Source organism: Algoriphagus sp. NF (genome assembly GCF_028823735.1).
GTDB lineage: Bacteria > Bacteroidota > Bacteroidia > Cytophagales > Cyclobacteriaceae > Algoriphagus > Algoriphagus marincola.
Genome location: NZ_JAPEIB010000011.1, coordinates 31932 through 51437, shown reverse-complemented (window position 1 = coordinate 51437; position 19506 = coordinate 31932). Strand labels below are relative to the sequence as shown.

Annotated in this window: 20 protein-coding genes; 7 read left to right on the top strand and 13 right to left on the bottom strand. The window is 42.4% G+C overall.

The window, feature by feature from the left end:
• Window positions 1-54: 54 nt before the first annotated feature.
• From OU792_RS07125 to OU792_RS07075, 11 genes are all read right to left on the bottom strand, one after another.
• Window positions 55-648: a porin family protein gene (locus OU792_RS07125; RefSeq protein WP_134202850.1), complete on the bottom strand. Its 594-nt coding sequence runs from the start codon at window positions 646-648 to the stop codon at window positions 55-57.
• A 67-nt stretch (window positions 649-715) separates the two neighbouring features.
• On the bottom strand, window positions 716-1087 hold the full coding sequence (locus tag OU792_RS07120) for a response regulator (protein WP_026946906.1): 372 nt from the start codon (window positions 1085-1087) through the stop codon (window positions 716-718).
• Between the two features lie 136 nt (window positions 1088-1223).
• Window positions 1224-2609, bottom strand: coding sequence for a sodium-dependent transporter (locus OU792_RS07115; RefSeq protein ID WP_026946905.1), 1386 nt, complete (start codon window positions 2607-2609; stop codon window positions 1224-1226).
• Between the two features lie 39 nt (window positions 2610-2648).
• On the bottom strand, window positions 2649-3566 hold the full coding sequence (locus OU792_RS07110; protein ID WP_222585008.1) for an SDR family oxidoreductase: 918 nt from the start codon (window positions 3564-3566) through the stop codon (window positions 2649-2651).
• Window positions 3556-4401 carry a peptidylprolyl isomerase gene (locus OU792_RS07105; protein WP_274669841.1) on the bottom strand — a complete coding sequence of 282 codons (846 nt, stop codon included), beginning with the start codon at window positions 4399-4401 and terminating at the stop codon, window positions 3556-3558. Before OU792_RS07105 ends, OU792_RS07110 begins: the two co-directional genes overlap by 11 nt.
• Window positions 4398-5333, bottom strand: a complete 936-nt coding sequence (hemC, locus tag OU792_RS07100) for a hydroxymethylbilane synthase (RefSeq protein ID WP_222585009.1) — start codon at window positions 5331-5333, stop codon at window positions 4398-4400. Before hemC ends, OU792_RS07105 begins: the two co-directional genes overlap by 4 nt.
• Window positions 5330-6238, bottom strand: coding sequence for a 30S ribosomal protein S6--L-glutamate ligase (rimK, locus tag OU792_RS07095; RefSeq protein WP_026946901.1), 909 nt, complete (start codon window positions 6236-6238; stop codon window positions 5330-5332). Before rimK ends, hemC begins: the two co-directional genes overlap by 4 nt.
• Window positions 6235-6687, bottom strand: coding sequence for an ATP-dependent zinc protease family protein (locus OU792_RS07090; RefSeq protein ID WP_274669840.1), 453 nt, complete (start codon window positions 6685-6687; stop codon window positions 6235-6237). The genes rimK and OU792_RS07090 overlap by 4 nt, the downstream gene beginning before the upstream one ends.
• Window positions 6671-7819, bottom strand: a complete 1149-nt coding sequence (locus OU792_RS07085; protein WP_274669839.1) for a DNA polymerase III subunit — start codon at window positions 7817-7819, stop codon at window positions 6671-6673. Before OU792_RS07085 ends, OU792_RS07090 begins: the two co-directional genes overlap by 17 nt.
• Before the next feature lie 17 nt (window positions 7820-7836).
• Window positions 7837-9027: a GlmU family protein gene (locus OU792_RS07080; RefSeq protein ID WP_274669838.1), complete on the bottom strand. Its 1191-nt coding sequence runs from the start codon at window positions 9025-9027 to the stop codon at window positions 7837-7839.
• Between the two features lie 72 nt (window positions 9028-9099).
• Window positions 9100-9345 carry a type B 50S ribosomal protein L31 gene (locus OU792_RS07075; protein WP_024283367.1) on the bottom strand — a complete coding sequence of 82 codons (246 nt, stop codon included), beginning with the start codon at window positions 9343-9345 and terminating at the stop codon, window positions 9100-9102.
• A gap of 207 nt (window positions 9346-9552) precedes the next feature.
• On the opposite strand from OU792_RS07075, the gene OU792_RS07070 reads away from it, so the two are divergent.
• The 6 genes from OU792_RS07070 to OU792_RS07045 all read left to right on the top strand — a co-directional run bounded on the left by OU792_RS07070 (window position 9553) and on the right by OU792_RS07045 (window position 16811).
• On the top strand, window positions 9553-11256 hold the full coding sequence (locus OU792_RS07070; protein ID WP_274669837.1) for a hypothetical protein: 1704 nt from the start codon (window positions 9553-9555) through the stop codon (window positions 11254-11256).
• Window positions 11257-11356: 100 nt separating this feature from the next.
• Window positions 11357-13189 carry an ABC transporter ATP-binding protein gene (locus OU792_RS07065; protein WP_274669836.1) on the top strand — a complete coding sequence of 611 codons (1833 nt, stop codon included), beginning with the start codon at window positions 11357-11359 and terminating at the stop codon, window positions 13187-13189.
• Between the two features lie 29 nt (window positions 13190-13218).
• The gene (locus tag OU792_RS07060; RefSeq protein ID WP_274669835.1) at window positions 13219-13590 is read left to right on the top strand and encodes a hypothetical protein; all 372 of its coding nucleotides are present in this window, start codon (window positions 13219-13221) and stop codon (window positions 13588-13590) included.
• 57 nt (window positions 13591-13647) lie between these two features.
• On the top strand, window positions 13648-15186 hold the full coding sequence (locus OU792_RS07055; RefSeq protein ID WP_026946894.1) for a YifB family Mg chelatase-like AAA ATPase: 1539 nt from the start codon (window positions 13648-13650) through the stop codon (window positions 15184-15186).
• A gap of 26 nt (window positions 15187-15212) precedes the next feature.
• Window positions 15213-16094 carry a restriction endonuclease gene (locus OU792_RS07050; RefSeq protein WP_274669834.1) on the top strand — a complete coding sequence of 294 codons (882 nt, stop codon included), beginning with the start codon at window positions 15213-15215 and terminating at the stop codon, window positions 16092-16094.
• Window positions 16095-16103: 9 nt separating this feature from the next.
• On the top strand, window positions 16104-16811 hold the full coding sequence (locus OU792_RS07045; protein WP_274669833.1) for a tetratricopeptide repeat protein: 708 nt from the start codon (window positions 16104-16106) through the stop codon (window positions 16809-16811).
• Here OU792_RS07045 and OU792_RS07040 read toward each other — a convergent pair.
• Window positions 16780-17253, bottom strand: a complete 474-nt coding sequence (locus OU792_RS07040) for a DUF2784 domain-containing protein (protein ID WP_274669832.1) — start codon at window positions 17251-17253, stop codon at window positions 16780-16782. The genes OU792_RS07045 and OU792_RS07040 overlap by 32 nt on opposite strands.
• 247 nt (window positions 17254-17500) lie before the next feature.
• Between OU792_RS07040 and OU792_RS07035 the strand changes: the two genes are divergently transcribed.
• On the top strand, window positions 17501-18781 hold the full coding sequence (locus tag OU792_RS07035) for a metal-dependent hydrolase family protein (RefSeq protein WP_274669831.1): 1281 nt from the start codon (window positions 17501-17503) through the stop codon (window positions 18779-18781).
• 17 nt (window positions 18782-18798) lie between these two features.
• Here OU792_RS07035 and OU792_RS07030 read toward each other — a convergent pair whose 3' ends face one another.
• Window positions 18799-19356 (bottom strand): HdeD family acid-resistance protein, encoded by a 558-nt coding sequence (locus OU792_RS07030; RefSeq protein WP_274669830.1) that lies wholly within the window; start codon window positions 19354-19356, stop codon window positions 18799-18801.
• Between the last annotated feature and the right edge of the window lie 150 nt (window positions 19357-19506).

The following is a 19506-nucleotide window of genomic DNA, read 5'->3' as shown; positions in this document are numbered from 1 at the left end:
TAGCCCGGTGAGATTCATACTTACCGGTAAATTTTTTTGGATTGAAATAGGATTTTAGAAGATTTTGAATCCAACAGAAAGAATCCACTGATTCAGTCGGTTGTCAGTCTCGAAACCAGCAACCTGTTGGGTTACACTACTCAAACCGCCTTCATATTTTACGTCTATAAAAAGATTGCCTATATCCACCCCGGCACCAGCTTGATATCCTATACTAGCCTCTTTAAAGTTGACATCATTTACCGTTCCGGCCGCATTTTCCAAATTGGAATTCACATTGAATGAAGCAATCGGTCCTGCTTGTAGCCGGATTAATTTGAACATTTTAACTCCCAGCATAACAGGTAAGTCGATGCGGTTAAAATCTGCCCGGTAGCTTTCAGTGCTATTATTCCCTTGAAGATTGAGCTTAAATTCGCCGCTTGTTTGGGTAAAGAGTAATTCAGGCTGTACGTAAAAACCAGCTCCTCCAAGTCTTGCAAAAATCCCTAAATGATACCCGGTAGTAGATCCATCTGGAATGAATTGCTGAGATTCAAAATCCACCTTTGAACTACTGAGTCCAGCTTTAATCCCGAATCCTGAGTTTTGACTGAAGGCAGGAAGACTAAGACCTGCCAATAAAATAATGACAAATAGCTTTTTCATAGTGGTATTGAGGTTTAATGATCAAACGAAAAGACTTAATCAACCGTACAATTCCATTGCCAAAAAATCAATTTAAGTCATGAAGTGCTTTTTCCTTCGCAATATGATGAAGGTCTGAAAAGTTTAAGGGTTTTGGCACAAGAGAATCAAATGGTATAGAAGATATTTTTCGGTAGTAACCCACATCTCCTGAGGTAAAGCCTACTACAGGTATCTTATTCGTTCGACCGTTTTCCTTTACTTTTGCCAAAAGTTCTACCCCATCCATCTCCGGCATTTGGATATCTGTAAGGATTACATGGAAATCCGAATTCTCACTCAAAATCTCAAGGGCCTCTTTACCGTTATGCGCGGTCACGACGATATCCTGCGAAGTTTCAAAAATTCGCTTTAAGATTAAAAGATGCATCAAATCATCATCGACAAGAAGGACCCGCATTTTTTTATATTTGAAATGATCATTCAATATTATGAAATAATCGTTCCAAACTTTTACTCCAGCTTGATTTTTTTAAAAAATAAAAAAAGCTGCCTTGTGAAAGACAGCTTTTCAATCGTATGATTTAATAAGATTATTAAGCAGCCTGAGGTGCTCCAAACAATCCTACCATGTTCAAAATCAATAGAATAATTACAATTGGACAAACCCATTTGATAAAGAAAACCCAGCCTATACGATAGATTCCCTTAAAACCTGGAGAACCCAAAGCTAATTCGTCAGCAAACTTTCCAATTTTCTGCGCCCATCCGGTGTAAAGAGAAAGCATCAAACAAATTACAATTACTGCGAATGTACCGAAGATAAAGTCCATTGCTCCAAAGAATCCTTCTATCGGATTGCTCAAGAAGTTGAATCGAATCTCAGCAAAGAAATTACCCTTAATTGAGGAAAGTGCAGAAGGTACAGACATCAACATCGCTGCAATACCTACAGTCCAAGTAGCTTTGGTACGATTCCACTTTCTATCATCAATCAAGTAAGAAACAGGAACCTCTAGCATCGAGATTGTAGAGGTCAAAGCTGCAACCATTAGCAATAAAAAGAATAGTGCACCAATGATGCTTCCGCCCGGCATGGCATCAAATACCCTTGGTAAAACGTCGAATACAAGTGCTGGTCCTGCTGCTGGATCTTTTCCTGGAAGAAGGGCAAACAATGCGGGAAACACCATCAAACCTCCCAAAAGGGCCACCATGGTATCCATTCCAGCAATCCAACCAGAGGACTGGATAATGTTGGAGTCTTTTGGTAAATAAGAACCGAAAGTGATCATCAAACCCCAACCAACAGACATGGAAAAGAAAGCTTGTCCCAAAGCTTGTAATACTACAGTACCGTTGATTTTAGAGAAATCAGGATTTAAGTAGTATTGAATACCTGCTTCTGCACCTTCCAGAGTGACAGAGCGTCCGGCGATGAAAATGATAATGATAAAGAGGATAGGCATTAGAAACTTAGCTGCCTTCTCGATACCACCAGAAATACCACCCAATACAATCAAAATTGTAATGAGGATGAACAAGAATGTCAGCGGGATAACGTAAAGAGGAGTCTGAACAAACTCTTCAAAATTCACCGGAATATTGATTATCTCTGTAACGATATATCCAACTGTCCAGCCTGCAATCACTGAATAGTAGCTAAAAACAAAAAAGCAGACCATCACACAAAGTACGCCTGCTAATTGCCAGAATTTATTTCCTCCCGTATCACGAATCGCTCCAATGGGGTTTTTACCCGATTTTCTACCTAGTGCGATCTCATTAAATAGAAGGGGTAAACCAATGAAGAGCACGCAGATGAGATAAACAAAAACAAAGGCTCCACCTCCATTTTCACCTGTCAAATAAGGGAATCTCCAAATATTCCCAAGGCCGACTGCCGACCCTGCTGCTGCCATGATAAACCCTAAGCTAGAACCAAATTGTCCCCTCGATTCGGGGTTTGCACTTACTGCCATAGATGATGCGAATGTTAAATTTTTGGGAAATAACGCTTTTTAAGAGCGGGCTAAGATAATTTGTTTTGCCAAAATACCAATTGCCGCTCGGAAAGTTTTCGGCTCGTATCCAAGCTCTTTTTGGGCTTTTTTGATTACAAAACCTGTTTTTAAGGGGCGTTTGGCTGGCTGGGTAAACTTCGTGCTATCCGTTTCCTGAATCAAGCTTTGATCCAAATCAAAATAGTCTGCTACTTCTAAGGCCATTTGATAGGGAGTCAATAAATCTGGACCAGAAATATTAAATACCCCTTTGGCACCCTTTTGAGCAATCAAGAAACAGCCCATTGCTAGATCTTCTGCCAAAGTAGGAGTACGGAACTGGTCATTGACTACCTGAATGGTCTTTCCTTGCTCCAGACTTTCCTTCACCCACAGCACAATATTACTTCTACTCAAACCGGGTGAGATTCCAAAAACTAAGACTGTTCGTGCTATTGCCCATTTAAGGCCCGATTTTTTTACGAGCTCCTCTGCCTCCAGCTTTGTCTGACCATAATAATTGACCGGAGCTGCGTCCTCCTCTTCTGTCAATAATTCTTTCTCTCCGGAGAAAATAAAATCTGTCGATACGAAAATAAAATGCGGGCTAAAGGACTGGGAAGCATCAATAAGATATTTTGTCGCCAAAACATTAGCGCTATAGCAGGCCTCCTGGTTTTGCTCACAAATATCGACATGAGTCATGGCAGCACCATGAATAATGATGTCAGGCCGAATTTCTTCAATGGTTTTGGTGACAGTCTCCTTGTCTTCCAGATTACAGGAGACATACTTCACTGCTTTATCCCCAAGACGGGATGCTCCTCGTCCAGAAGCAATGAGCTCATAGTCTTGATGATTATCCAGCAAGTCTATCAGCTTCTGCCCCAGAAGACCATTTGCTCCCGTTAAAAATATCCGCTTTTTATTTTTCATTTTGATACACATAACCAAACTCCCGCTCGATTTGAGATCGGGACATGGATTCGACTTTGACGGTCATATATACAGGATTCACAGGCCTATCTCGAGAAGCTCTCGGCTCTTGAGCAATCTTCTCGGCGACATCGATTCCTGAAATCACCTCACCGAATACCGTATACTCCCCATCCAAATGTGGCGTTCCTCCCACGGTGGTATAGGCTTGAATTTGCTCTGCTGACATATCCTTGGTCAATTTCATATTCAGCGACTGTTCTATCTCGTCCCGCTTTGATAAAATCACCTGTGTAAGTGAATCAAATTCCTCCTGCTCATATAGCTGATTGTATAGCACGCGTAGGGAATCCTGACTTTGAAGTTGCACATACTGCATAAATGCTGCCTGAAGCTTAGGCATATCAGTCGTAAGCTCTAATTCCGTGTATTCCTCGCCAAGGACAATGTAAAACTGTGAACCACTAGATCTACGTTCAGGATTGATATTGTTCCCTTGTCTGGCAGCGGCGATCATTCCTTTTTTGTGAAAATGATGAGGCAATATCTCAGCCGGCAATGCCGGCCACTCCTCAGCCGGCATTTCTTCCTTGCTAAAAACATCCCCACCCTGTACCATAAAATCAGGAATCACTCGGTGAAACTCAGTGGAATCAAAGCGACCTGATTCAGCCAAATCAAGGAAATTCGACTTGTGAACCGGAGTATCATCAAATAGCACAGCCACGATTTCACCATGCCTAGTATCTATTCGGATGACTTGTTCCTTCTGACCTGCGCAGCCAAGCATTGCGAATACAGCCAGCGCAATACCAAGAAATGATTTTATACTCATTGATTTAAATTGGATTTTATATCTTCTAAAATTTCTTTTCCTCCTGCTGCAAATACTTTCGCTGCGAGCTTTTCTCCTAGGCCCTCTGGATCAGTAACTGGCCCCTCTACTTCGAAGAAAATTCTTTTTTGCCCATCCAAACTGACAATTCCGCCTTTGAGTGTCAAGTCGTCATCTTTATGTCCAGCCAAAGCAAAAACAGGAATGCTACACCCACCTTCTAAAACTCTCAAATAAGCTCTTTCCGCCCTCAACTTTTGGGATGTCTGGGGATGATCACAAGTGGCGATTATTTTTTCCTTTAGAAATGGATCAAGATTGGTGGATGCTTCGATGGCGACAGAGCCCTGCCCCACCGCCGGAATGAATTTGTCCAGTGACAAATTCTCAGCAATCATCTCATCATACCCCATCCGATGAACCCCGGCATAGGCTAAAAGCAGGGCATCACACAAACCCTCTTCCATCTTTCGGATGCGGGTTTGGAGGTTGCCTCGAACTTCTACTGTTTTGACATGGGGATAAAAATGCTTCAAGGTGGCCACACGTCTAGTAGATGATGTACCCAAAAGAAGAGGCTTGGACGAATCGTCCAGATAAATGGATTTTTTGTGAGAAAGAATCACATCGTGGGGAAGCTCTCGCTCGGTAAATGCGATGATTTCGAAACCTTCCGGAAGGGAAGATTGCATATCCTTTGCAGAATGAACTGCAATATCTATTCGCCCATCTTGTAGTTGATCTTCAAGCTCTTGGGTAAAAACCCCCTTGCTTCCAATTTTTGAAATGGAGACATCCAGTATCTGATCTCCTTTGGTATCGATGATGACAATCTCGGCTTCTAACCCACCTTGCTCCAATAAATCCTGAACATGGTATGCCTGCCAAAGCGCCAGTTTGCTCCCTCTCGTCCCTATTTTTATTTTCGTCATTGATCTGCACTACGTTTTGGAGAATTTTTCTGTACTCCTTCTTCTATAAATTTGATAATTGCCCCGGCGACATCTACACCTGTAGCCTTTTCGATACCTTCTAGTCCGGGAGAACTATTCACTTCCAAAATCAAGGGACCCCGGTCAGACTGAAGCATGTCCACACCCGCTACGTCAAGTCCTAGCGCTTTAGCAGCCCCCAAAGCCGCTGCTCGTTCAGCTCGGGAAAGTTTGATCACGGTAGCTTTCCCTCCACGATGTAAATTGGAGCGAAACTCACCCTCAGCTCCTTGTCGCTTCATTGCCCCGACGACTTTGCCATTGACTACGAAAGCTCTGATGTCAGCTCCTTTAGCTTCTTTGATAAATTCCTGAACAATAATTCTAGCCCTAAGCCCATGAAAAGCCTCGATGACAGACTGCCCGGCCTTTTTGGTCTCTGCCAAGACTACACCGAGCCCTTGAGTGCCTTCTAATAGTTTGATGATCAAAGGGGCTCCGCCTACATGCTCAATGATTTGCTTTTCTCCACCTTTGGAAAAATTAGTGAATGCCGTCTTAGGCATACCCAAACCTGCTCTAGAAAGAATCTGAAGGCTACGCAACTTATCTCTACTTCGGACAATTGCCTGGGAATTATTTGCCGAAAATGCTCCCATCAGCTCAAACTGACGAACCACAGCCGTACCATAAAAAGTAACAGACGCGCCAATTCTGGGAATTATAGCATCAATATCAGTAAGACTTTGGCCTTTAAAAATGATCGAAGGGCCTTCCTGCTCGATGATCAGATCACAAATACTATGATCGACTACGACCGCCTCATGGCCTGCAGCTTTGACAGCCTCCACAAGTCTGCGCGTAGAATACAAGTTACTGTTTCGGGATAGTATGGCGATCTTCATGAATTCTTTGAATTTTTGTTTTTGGAAAGATTGATGGAGTCTACATCTACCAAAAATCTCCCTTTTAAAATTTTACGCCCGAGCAAGATGGCGTTTTTCATTTTGGACCGATCAGTCAGGGTAAACTCAGCCTGAAACTTCTTTCCTCCTAGCTCCAACTCGGTCTCAATCAAATATCGGATTTCTGCCTGCCCGAATGAATTTTTAACTTTCTTTTCTCTGAAGTTTTCAAAAACGACTTCCTCTCCTGTGAATTTTTTATGTCCGGGCATCAAAACCTGAAATACGAGTACCACTTTTCCTTCTTGCTCCTCCAATCGGATATGCTCAGCATGTAGCGCACTGGTGTAAGCCCCTGTATCAACTTTGGCCCAGACAGAGTCTAGTCCCAATCCAGGTAAGCTGATGCGCTCTTTTCTTCCGATGATGGTTTTAGGCTGCTTTGACATTGCGATACATTAAGAGAAGGACCTGCAAAGAAAGATCGGTAAATATCAACTTCGCATTTCCATTTCTATTTAAGTGATAGATGGCTGTATTAAATTTCTCATACAAAAGAGCTGCAGAGTCGGCATCAATTACAGACGCACTGATCTTTTGGATAAAATCCCGGTCCTCACCTTGGGTACGCAAAAGCTTTTCGGCTTTGGCATTTTGAAGCAAAATCTCCCGCACGACATTCAGGCCTGTTTGTAACAAGGACATTTGATAGTCAAGGTTGGATTTACTGAATTCATCAGCTCGCTGAAATAAAGCGGCAAACTTGCGTGTCATGCAAAGCCTAAACCAGTCCCGGATCCAAATCACCTGCTTATCTTCGACCTGATCGACCATTCGCACAGCCGTACGAATATTGCCATCAGCTATCATCGCTACTTGACGTGCCACTTCTTCGCTACAACCTTGCGAGGCGATCAAATAATCCTGTATCTCCTGATCGGTGAAAGAGCGAATGTTAATTTTTTGGGTTCGAGATAAAATAGTCGTCAACAACTGATCCGGCTGGGAAGTGATTAGCATAAAAAACGTCCCGGGTTGCGGTTCCTCCAAAATCTTCAATAATGCATTGGAAGCTTCTGTATTGAGATGCTCCACAGCCCAAATCATCATAATTTTGTAGCTGCCCTCAAAGGAAGAGAGTGAAAGAGACTGGATGACTTCCCTTGCAGCGGCTACTGAGATATTGAGCTTTTTCTTTTCAAATTTATTCAGCTGAATAAAGTCGTGAATATTTGCATAGGGCGTTTTGGAAGCAAACTCACGAAAATTGGCTAAGAGTTGAGCATTGATCTGATCTGCTCTTTTCTGCTCCTCTTTGGTCAGCGCTACTCGAGGGAAAACGAAATTAAAGTCAGGAAGAACCAATCGGGCCATTCGCTGACAGTTGGAGCAAGTGCCACAGGAATCGGTTTCTGTTGGATTCTCACAGTACAGGTAAGTGGCAAGAGCCAATGGCATAGTCAGTGATGCCGAACCTTCCGGCCCATGAAAAAGCAAGGCATGCGCCAGATGGTTATTTTTAACCGCCTGTACAAGCCTGGTTTTGGTATCTTCTAGTCCGGGAATTTGAGCAAACTGCATGCAAATGAGGTATTATATTATTTTTCCCAAATTCTATAGTTCTTGCTGAAATCAAAAACTTTCTGAAGCATTTCTTGGTCTTTTTCCCCTAGCTCAACCTTTCTGCGCTGCATGACGGCTTGGGCAGTTTGGAGAAATTTTGGAAACTGGAAGGTAGAAAAACCTGCTGCCCCACCCCAGGCAAATGAAGGGATGAAATTTCTTGGAAAACCATCTCCAAAAATATTGGCACCTACCCCTACAACAGTTCCTGTATTAAACATGGTATTGATCCCACATTTGGAATGGTCTCCCATCATCAAGCCACAAAACTGCAAACCAGTATTGGTAAAGCCACCTCGGATATAATCCCAAAGTTTGACAGGAGCATAGTTGTTTTTCAAGTTGCTTGTATTCGTATCCGCTCCTAGGTTACACCATTCACCGATGACCGAATTTCCTAAAAAGCCCTCATGGCCTTTATTGGAATAGCCAAAAATCACCGAATTTGAAACCTCACCTCCTACCTTGGAATGGGGACCTATTGTGGTATCTCCCCGGAGTTTTGCACCCATATTCACCGTAGAGCCTTCACAAAGGGCAAATGGTCCACGAATCAAAGAACCTTCTTGGATTTCTGTATTCTTTCCGATGTAGATCGGCCCTCCCTCAGCATTCAAAATAGATGCCCGAATGACAGCACCTTCTTCGATGAAAATATTTTCAGGAGAATAGACTTTGGTGTGAGGGTCTGTGATGACTTGACTTCTTCTGTCCTTGGTCAATAGCTCAAAATCCCGTCGTATTTCTCTGCCATTGAACTGGAAAATCTCCCAGCTTTTTTGAATCATCACAGGTTCAAAATTGAGCTGTACAGCTTGCTTTTTTGAGATGTGGCTCAAATTCTTTTCAGTCTCACCGATATAGCTAGCCACTAGTGTTTTTCCAAAATACAACGCCTGTCCATCACCTAACTTACCTAATTCCTCCCATAATTCCGGAGTGGGAATAAGTGCTCCGTTTACAGCTAAGTGAGCACCAGATTGACGAGGAAAAAGGTCCTGCAGATAGTCTTGGGTCAAAAAAGAAGGGGTAAAACCTGAGAACTTCTCCCATTTTTCGGATATTTTCAAAATACCTACTCTGATATCAGCGATGGGACGGGTAAAAGTGAAAGGTAGTAATGCCCCACGAATCGAAGGGTCATCAAACAAAAGGATATTTTCCATGAGGCAAAAATAAAAAAGTCTCCCAGAAACTTTGCTCTGGAAGACTTTTTGAATTTTGTGATAAATACGACCTTACTTTTTCGCGTATCTTCTGTTGAATTTCTCTACTCGACCAGCAGTATCCAAAAGCATCTTCTTTCCGGTGTAGAAAGGGTGCGACTGAGAACTTACCTCTATTTTGTATAGGGGATATTCATTACCATCTTCCCAAACGATTGTCTCGCTGGTTTCGATAGTAGACTGGGTTAAGAATTTAAACTCAGAAGAAGTGTCATAAAAGACTACTGGTCTGTAGTTTGGATGAATATCTTTTTTCATATTTTCAGTGTTTTTGTCGGCGCTTGCTCAAATGAGGCACAAAGTTACCCTTTTTGTAAAAAGAGACAAAATCTTTGCTAAAAATAATCTGACCATCAGACTTTTTTTAACAGAAATTGCCCTTACGGCAACTGAGTAGAATACAAAACTACTATTTTTCGATTTAAACAGCCCATAAAGGGCTTGCTATTTAAATTTCAGCCCTACATGAAGCAGCTCTTTTCTTGGGATAAATCTATATCAACTCTAATTATCGTCCTTTTCTTTAGTGCTTTCGCTTTGGAAAGCTTGGCACAAGGAAGTTACATCCCTTTTGAGCGGGACTACTATCACCGATTTGAGCGATACGAAATCCTCCAAGGGTACAACAATCCCTTTTTCCAGACAGGCTATAAACCCATACGCAGGGATAAACTGGCCCTATTTTTAGACAGCCTCGCTAAGGACCCGGTCATCCAAACTGCTTCGGATCGATTCAACCTCTCCTATCTCGCCCAGGATAATTGGGAATTTGTAAATCAAGAAACTCCTGATTCCAAGAAACCTTTTCTCAAAAAGCTTTACCGACGACCTGGAGACTTTGCCCATTCCTACTCGGAGGACTTTGATATTCATCTCAGTCCCGTTATTTATTTGGCCGGAGGCATGGAAAATGACTACGAGGATCGCCCGGCTCAACTCAGCCGTGGATTTGTAGTTCGGGGAGCGATTGATAAAAAAGTGAGCTTTTTCACCTACCTCACGACTACCGAATTGTTTTTCCCAAGTTGGGTAAAAGACTATGCCGAGTACCGAGGAGCAGTACCCGGTGAGGGTTTTTGGAAAGAATATAATTCGAGCGGATACAGCTTTTTCTCCGCTAGAGGACATGTCAACTTTCATTTGACTAAAAGTATTCAAGCGCAGGTTGGGCATGATCGCAATTTCATTGGCGAAGGGTACCGATCTTTTCTGCTTTCAGATTTTTCAAATCCCTACATGTTTGTCAAAATCAACACACGATTTGGAAGGTTTCAGCTTACTAATCTCTGGACTCAGATGACCGCGGATGTGATTTTTGACAGGGGAAGACCTACCGACGGACGCTATCCCCAGAAGTATTTCTCTATGCATCGATTGGGAGTCGATATCGGCAAAAAACTGAATCTTGGTTTCTTTGAGTCTGTCATGACAGATAAGGTCAATTTCAATTATTTCAACCCTGTGGTATTTTTCCGCTGGGTGGAGCAGCAGCTCGGGACACCCGACAAAGTGATGCTCGGAATGGATGTCAAATGGAATTTTCGCCCCGGAATGCAACTCTATGGGCAATTTGCACTGGATGAGTTTGTATTCAATGAATTCTTCGGAATAGACGGAAAAGGCTCAAAAAGAAATAAATACGGAGTACAGGCAGGATATAAGTACATCAACGTCCTGGGGCTATCCAATCTCGATGTTCAATTGGAATTCAATACGGCTAGACCTTACACTTTTCAAGAAAAATTTGACTACCAATCCTACTCCAACTGGCGGACTCCACTGACTCACCCCCTAGGCGCCAATTTCAAAGAATTCCTGGGTATCCTTCGATACCAGCCTATCCCGAAACTTCAAATGACATTGCTAGGCAATTATCAACTTTATGGAAGCGATCCTGACCCCGAGACCAACTGGGGAGGTGATGTATTAAAAAACAGGCTGGAAGGAAGTCCGACAGGTCTTTTTGGAAATGTGACTGGACAAGGAATCGAGAATAAAGTAATCCAAACGAATTTAGTAGCAAGTTACATGATCAAGCACAATCTCTTTGTGGATGCCACACATGTATTCCGAAGACGAACAGCACAAGACCTTGATGCCCCTGATAATTCCCAAGTCATTCAGTTGGGATTACGATGGAATTTCATTCGTCCGGAATATAGCTTTTGAATTTGAAGAGCTTTCCTGGAATCACGATTCTGACCATCCAAGTGGAAAGCTCCTCACTAAATTTGCGTAACTTGCAAGCCAAAATTGGCTTGTTTACTTCATGAAGACCTATCTAAGGATCCTGTCCTATGCCAGACCCTATGGCAAGTTCGTTCCTGCTTATATTCTTTACACCTTACTGTCCATTATTTTTGGCTTAGTCAATTTCACCCTTCTCAAGCCACTTTTTGATGTGATTTTTGATCAAGTTTCGGCAGATAAGCTAGATCAGTTTCGGGAAGCTCCTTCATTCGAATTAAGTCTTTCCTATTTCTCTGGGCTGTTTAATCATTATTTTATTCAGGCTCAGGAAAGCTATGGCAAAGTAGGAACCCTAGCCTTCGTCTGCATCGTGATTGTATTTTCGGTCTTTTTGGCCAACCTCTTCACTTACCTATCAGGGGTAGTTTTGGCTAAAGTTCGGGCAAAAGTCATCAAGGGAATGCGTACTGATATTTTCCAACGAGTCAGCGGTCTTCATTTGGGTTATTTTTCTGATGAGCGCAAAGGTGACTTGATGTCTAAAATGACCAACGACGTGCAGGAAGTTGAAAACACCATTGTACAGTCCCTTCGGGTGGTTTTCCGGGAACCCGCTACGATCATCCTCTATTTCGCGGTTCTATTTTTCATGTCAGTCAAATTGACCATTTTCACCATTTTATTGATTCCCATCTCAGGGGCAATCATTGGAGGCATCACCCGAAGACTAAAAAAACGGGCCGTAGAAAGTCAGCAGAGTTTGGGACGAATCGTCAATATTTTGGATGAAACGCTGGGCGGCATGCGGGTCATCAAGGCCTTCAATGCGGAGCGTTTTATGTTTGGAAAATTTGACGAAGAAACCGATCAATATGCGGCAGTCAATATTAACATGGCTCGTAAAAACGAACTAGCTTCTCCCATTTCTCAATTTTTGGGAGTGACGGTGGTGGCTGGAATCTTGGTTTACGGAGGAAGCTTGGTTCTCAGCGGTGAATCCAGCCTGGATGCAGCAGAATTTATCACTTACATTATCATTTTCACACAAGTACTCAATCCGGCAAAGGAAATTTCCCGGGCTGTTTCAAGCATACAGCGGGGTATTGCCTCGGCAGAGCGGATATTTGAAGTAGTGGACACACAGCCAAAAATCCAATCCAAAGCAAAAGCCGAGAAACTTCAGGGCTTTCAAGACAGAATTTCTTTTCAACATGTCAGCTTTTCTTACGGAGATAAGCAAGTACTGAGGGACATACACTTTGACTTGGAAAAAGGAAAGACCATCGCGCTAGTGGGGCCTTCGGGAGGTGGCAAATCCACTTTAGCCGATTTGGTACCAAGGTTCTACGATCCTAGTGAGGGAGAAATTTTAATTGACGGAATAAACCTAGAAGACCTCGACTTGCAATCTCTTCGAAGACAAATGGGCATTGTGACCCAGGAATCCATCTTATTCAATGATACGGTCTTCAATAATATAGCCTTTGGACTGGAAGGAGTGACGGAGGAAGCTGTCATCGAGGCGGCTAAGATTGCCAATGCTCATGAATTTATCCTTAAAATGGAGAATGGCTACCAAAGCAGCATCGGTGAGCGGGGCAGTAAACTTTCCGGAGGACAGCGACAAAGACTGAGTATTGCTAGAGCTGTGCTTAAAAATCCACCCATTCTAATTTTGGATGAGGCCACTTCGGCCTTGGATTCTGAATCTGAAAAACTAGTGCAGGAGGCCCTAACCCAATTAATGAAAAACCGGACTACCTTGGTCATTGCACATCGACTGAGTACTATTCAGCATGCCGATGAAATTTTGGTCATCGAGCAGGGAAGAATCATCCAAAGGGGAAGCCACCAAGACTTGATTCAGGAGCAGGGCTTGTACCAAAAGCTTTCCAGTATTCAGTCCGTTTAGTATATTCGAATGATTTAATATTTATACCCATGCAAAAATTTCACAGGATTCTTCAGATTATTCTCCTTGTCTATTTTGTAGGCATTTTGATCTTTTTCATTGCATTTGACACCATGGGAAGCCTCGTGGGTATTGCAGAGGTTACTTCCAATTCGGTCGTCAAGATCATGCTTACAGGCTTGGTCCTTTTCTTAATATCATGGCTGATAGGAAAAGCCGTAAAATCATCGCTGAATGGGAGAATCAAGAAAATGGAATCTGAAATGAATTCGCTCAAAGCGAAAATCTACGATTTTGAGCACCCTAAGACAATGGATAAACCCAAGAAGGAAACACCACAAAAACCTACAGAAGGAGATTCAGGGTCAATTCCTCCAAGACAAAATTTCACCGAAGATTGACGGTTTCGATCTGAAACCTGTATATTAAGGAAACCAAAAACGGTTTCCTTTTTTATTATGGTAGCAAAAACTTTTGGCAGTGCGGTATCAGGAGTAGATGCCAATCTCATCACGATAGAAGTCAATGTCGGACAAGGTACCAGTTTCTACATGGTGGGACTACCCGACTCGGCGGTCAAGGAATCTCAACAACGGGTGGAGTCAGCTCTGAAGTACTTCGGATTTCGAATGCCGAGGCAAAAGGTAGTGATTAACCTAGCCCCTGCCGATATTCGGAAAGAAGGCTCAGCCTACGACCTTCCGATCGCCATGGGAATCTTGCAAGCTTCAGAGCAGGTGGAATTTCCTGAGCTAGATCGCTATGTCATCATGGGTGAGCTGTCCCTAGACGGTAACCTCAGACCGATCAAAGGAGTACTCCCTATCGCCATCGAAGCACGAAAGCGCGGATTCAAGGGTTTTATTCTTCCTCTGGAAAATGCCAAAGAAGCATCCATCGTCAATAATCTAGACATCATTGGAGTGGAAACTCTCCAGCAAGCCGCTGATTTTTTGATGGGGGATTTGGAGATCGAACCGCTCGTCACCGATACCCGGGAGATTTTCTATCATTCTCTGGATGATGTAGAGTTTGACTTCGCGGATGTGCAAGGTCAGGAAAATATCAAGCGAGCGATGGAAATCGCCGCAGCAGGTGGTCACAATGTGATCATGATCGGCCCTCCTGGAGCGGGCAAAACCATGCTTGCCAAGCGACTGCCATCCATTCTTCCTCCACTTTCACTTCAGGAAGCCTTAGAAGCTACAAAAATCCACTCAGTAGCTGGAAAGCTTGGAAAAAATGCATCCCTACTTGCCAATCGACCCTTCCGGAGTCCCCACCATACCATTTCAGACGTTGCTTTGGTTGGAGGTGGAGGAAATCCCCAACCCGGAGAGATCTCCCTTGCACATAATGGAGTGCTGTTTTTAGATGAATTGCCCGAATTCAAACGGACGGTATTGGAGGTAATGCGACAACCCCTCGAAGAGCGAAAAGTAACCATTTCCCGAGCAAAGGTTTCCGTAGACTATCCTGCTAATTTCATGCTCATTGCTAGTATGAACCCCTGTCCCTGTGGCTACTACAACCATCCCGAAAAGGAATGCGTCTGCGGTCCGGGCATCGTGCAGCGCTATCTCAACAAAGTCAGCGGCCCCCTACTCGATCGAATAGACCTACATGTGGAAGTCACCCCGGTGAAGTTTGACGAGATGACCTCCACCCGTAAAGCAGAATCAAGCAAAGCCATTCGTGAACGAGTAATCCAAGGGAGGGAAAGACAAAAAGACCGCTTCCAAAACAATCCTGAAGTCTATTGCAATGCCATGATGCCTTCACATATGGTCAAAGAAGTCTGTCAAATCAATGAAGCCGGAAAAGCCCTGCTCAAAACTGCAATGGAGCGCTTAGGGCTCTCCGCCCGAGCCTATGACCGAATACTTAAAGTTGCCCGAACCATAGCAGACATTGCCGACAGCAAGGACATCAAAGTGGAGCACCTAGCCGAGGCTATTCAGTATCGAAGCTTGGACCGTGAAGGCTGGGCAGGGTAAATAATGATGAATTTAAAATTTAAAGAATGAAAGAAATACCTAAGTTTCACGAAACATTCAACCCAATTTTGGATGTACTCAAAGATGGAAAGCCTGTTCACCATAGAGATCTAATCAAATCGGTCATCCAAAAATACTATTCGGGCCTTCCTACGGACTTATTAAATGAAAAAACAAAAAGTGGAGAGATTTTAATTGAAAATAGGATAGCTTGGGGAAAGTCTTATTTGAAAAAAGGAGGCTACATACATTATCCAAAAAGAGGAATCGTTCAAATTTCGGAGAAGGGACTTAATCAAATCGGAGATTTAAAACTAAAAGACCTAGAATCAGAAAGTGGCCTTTTTGACTTCTACTCGGAGGAAAAGTCCAAGGGGATTTCAAAAGAAACAGAAATTAAATCTTCAACTCCACAGGATTTAATAGATCGAGGAATTGCAGAATTGGAAAACCAAGTGAAATCAGAGCTTTTAGAAAAGTTAAAGGCTATAGATCCTTATTATTTTGAAAAGGTTGTCCTCAAACTTTTCAAGAAAATGGGGTATGGAGACTTTTTAGAAACCCCGAAATCTGGTGATGGGGGTATTGATGGAATAATCAACGAAGACAAATTAGGTCTTGATAAAATTTACATCCAGGCTAAAAGATTCGATTCCAATAAAGTCAGAGAGAAAGACATTCGAAATTTTATTGGAGCCATGAGCGGGGATACATCAAAAGGAATTTTCGTTACCACTTCTGAATTTGATAAAGGTGCAATCGACAAAGCAAAGTTTGCTCATCACAATATAATCTTAATTGATGGGGAAAGACTGGTAACCTTAATGCATGAATATGAAGTGGGGGTACAAATAAAATCAACCTACATGGTTAAAGAACTTGATGAAGATTTTTTCGAAGGCCAATAAAACTCTATAATGCCCCACCCCAACGAATTTTTCTCGAAGGAATTTATCCTAAAACTCTATCGTGAACTGGACAATGCGGATACGGAAACCAAAGTCCAGTTCACGTTGGATTATATTGATTCTGTCAAAGTAGACTATCCCCTTGAGCTAGTCGAGTACATGACAAAGACCCAACTTGCCAATATCTATTTTGACCAAGAGGAGTATAAAAAGGCTCTACCCCTCCTAGAAGAAATCAATGCGCTAGATACCCCAAAGGAAACCGCAGGAAAACACCTCTACATCCTCCTCCTTATCCGGACAAATCGACTACTTGGGAAATTAAAGGCGGCATTCTCCCTTTTGGAGCAAAATTTACTTTCTGAAGGAAATCCAGATAAAGGGTTCGATACTTTAGATTTTTTGGAAGAGTACCAAAAGCTATGTCAAGATACCGGATGGGCATTTGATCCAAGATTCAAGGGTAAAATTGACTTTGTCGTGGAAAGTTTGGGATTTGAAGACAAGGACCTCAAACCTCTTGAAATGATTGACTTTTTAGCCAATACGAATTTAGAATGGAACGTGCGCATGGGTAAGATCATTCTGAAAAAGGATATTTCAGGAGAAGAAAAAACCCAATTATTCGAAGATTTCCTGAAAGAGTGTCCAATCAGGTGGTATAGAGATTATGTAAAAGACATGATCAATCACTACAGAAGTCGAAATCAGAATTGATTTGTAAAAGAGTCATACAACAACCCTGATTCATTCTGCACAAACTTTTATCATTCAGAAATCTTTGTGTAAATCTCTTTTTCCAAAAATTTACCCAAATCGACACCCCAAATGCCAAAAGGGTAAATGCTAGGGTACCCATATCCACCCACTCTTGTTTGGGCTGCCAGTTTAGAAGTCGTTCCAAAAGGTAGCTGATATAAGAATTGGGAAGTCCTTCATTACCCATCCTTTCCAATACTTGCCAGTGCCAATCAGTCAGCGGACAATAACCCCAACCGTACCAAATCCCCAGAAAACCCCATGAGAGTAGCGTGAGGCTAATCGTAATGAGGTGGGCTTTTCTGGTATTTCTCCATACCCAACCAAAAAGATTAAAAAGGATAAGTGCCGAATGAAAAATGACAAAAAACCAATCTGCCAGGATTAGTGAAGCACTCATTATTAGTAACAAAATGGTCATTTTCCAGATTTTTTAATTCAAAAAAAGAAATAGATTTCCTTTTCGGGTTTCCAAAACTTTCAAAGTGTTAAGTTTCTAAATCCCTTCTCAAATTACGGCTTTGCTTGTGATATTAAATCTATTGGTAATATTGAGCATGAAATCAAGATTTTCTACCAGAAGCTGGGATTAAGCCAAGCATGGTTTGAGGCAGGTTACCTGGAAGAAAAAACCGAATTATTTATAAATGAAAAAGACAATTTTCCTTCTAATTCTAGTAGCTATAACTTCCCATCTTTCCCTAGCCCAAGAAAAAACGGCAATTCTCTGTGGCAAACTGATTACAGCAAGCAATGATCAGGTTTTGGACAAGCAAGTTATTTTGATCGAGGGAGAGCGAATCGTAGCGGTCGGAGATCAAAGTCTACTCAGCGAGGAATACACTTTAATTGACCTTTCGGAATACACGGTTTTACCCGGACTCATTGATGCTCATGTACATCCTTTGATTTACGGCAGCGCCTATCAAACCAATTTCCTAAAAGGCTCTTCAGCATTTAATGCACTTCGTGGACTCAAAACAGTTCAAACCTGGCTTAAAGAAGGTTGGACCACCTTGCGTATAGCCGGAGATGCGGATGTGCAATATGCGCATTTGGAAATTCGGGATGCTATCAATCAAGGGTTGTTTGAAGGTCCCCGGATTTACGGTGCAGGACACTACCTATCCATTACAGGTGGTGGTGGAGATATCAATAATTTTTCTCCCGAGCAAAAACTCATCGCAGACGGGCTAGTCGTGGATGGAGTGGACGAAGTTCGGAAAGCTGTTCGCCAAGAACTAAAAAACGGCAGCGATTGGATCAAAGTACTGGTGACAGGAGCATTTATGTCTGCAGGCGACAATCCACAAAACGTACATTTCAGTAAAGAAGAACTTCAAACAGTCATTCAGGAAGCCGAAAGACGTGGAGTTCCTGTCATGGCTCATGCCCATTCTACCGAAGGGATCAATATGGCTATCCGGATGGGAGTTCGGTCTATTGAGCATGGTACATTTCTATCCGATGAAAGTATTGACCTATTTCTTGAGCAGGGAACTTACCTGATTCCCACGATTTATATCGGAGAGTATGCCGTGAGCAATTGGGATGGTGATCCTGCCCAAGCCAAAAGTGTCGCTCTTCATAAAAAGTATCAGGAACCTACCAATCGTATGTATAAAAAAGCGATTGAACGGGGAGTGAAAATTGGAATTGGCTCAGACAATGTAGGATTCCCTCCCAATTTTGCAGCCAACGAATTTGGGGAATTGGTCAAGTTGGGTATGTCACCCATGAAAGCAATTCAAGCGGGCACCCGTGTTAATGCCGAATTAATGGGCAAAGACCATGAGGTCGGTACGATTGAATCCGGGAAGTTTGCTGATATTATCGCGACAAAGAATAACCCTCTTGATGATATCTATGAATTGACAAGAGTGAAATTCGTGATGAAGGGAGGAAGGATTATTTTGTCTGATGAATAATAAGGTCCCAAATTATCCTAGCTCATAAAACGACTGTTTTCTAGTCGTTTTTTTAGAAAACGCTTCAAAAATGCAAGGATAATAAAACCAATACCAGCTAATACCGCCTGAAGCCCTAGGAACACACTGACTCCAACAGCTCCTTTACCGATATCAAAAACCATCATAACTCCTCCAACTACTGCTATCAATCCCAATCCAAAAATAACCCATCCAAAACTGATTGCTTCTCTCAAGCTCCAACCTTGAATAGCCAGAAATGCTCCGGTAGAAAACAGCCATAGCCCAAAGAAGATGGTGATTAGTTTCATGGTGGCCACTATGTTTGCCAACATCAGTACACCCAGAATAGCTGTCAACACACTCCAAAAAAGGGACTGATTTTCTCTTTCTTCTTTTGGTGCAAAAAAGTAGCCCAAGAGCCCTGTAATTCCTGCTACTAATGTCAAAATCCCCAACCAAAAGGAAAGACCTGCCAACATATCAGTTGGATGGCGCATCACATAAATCCCTAGGATCACAAAAAGTAGCCCCTGAATTAGGATTACCCACCATTTTTTAAAAATTGATTTCATCACGATTTGATAATTAATTGAATATTTAAACAAGAAAATTGAGATATATGAGAAGATCCTGGCCAAACAATACTAATCCTCCCAAAATAAATCTACAAAAAGTTCTTTCAGAAAAGAATATTCTCTCTTAAAATTTGATTCTACTGAATA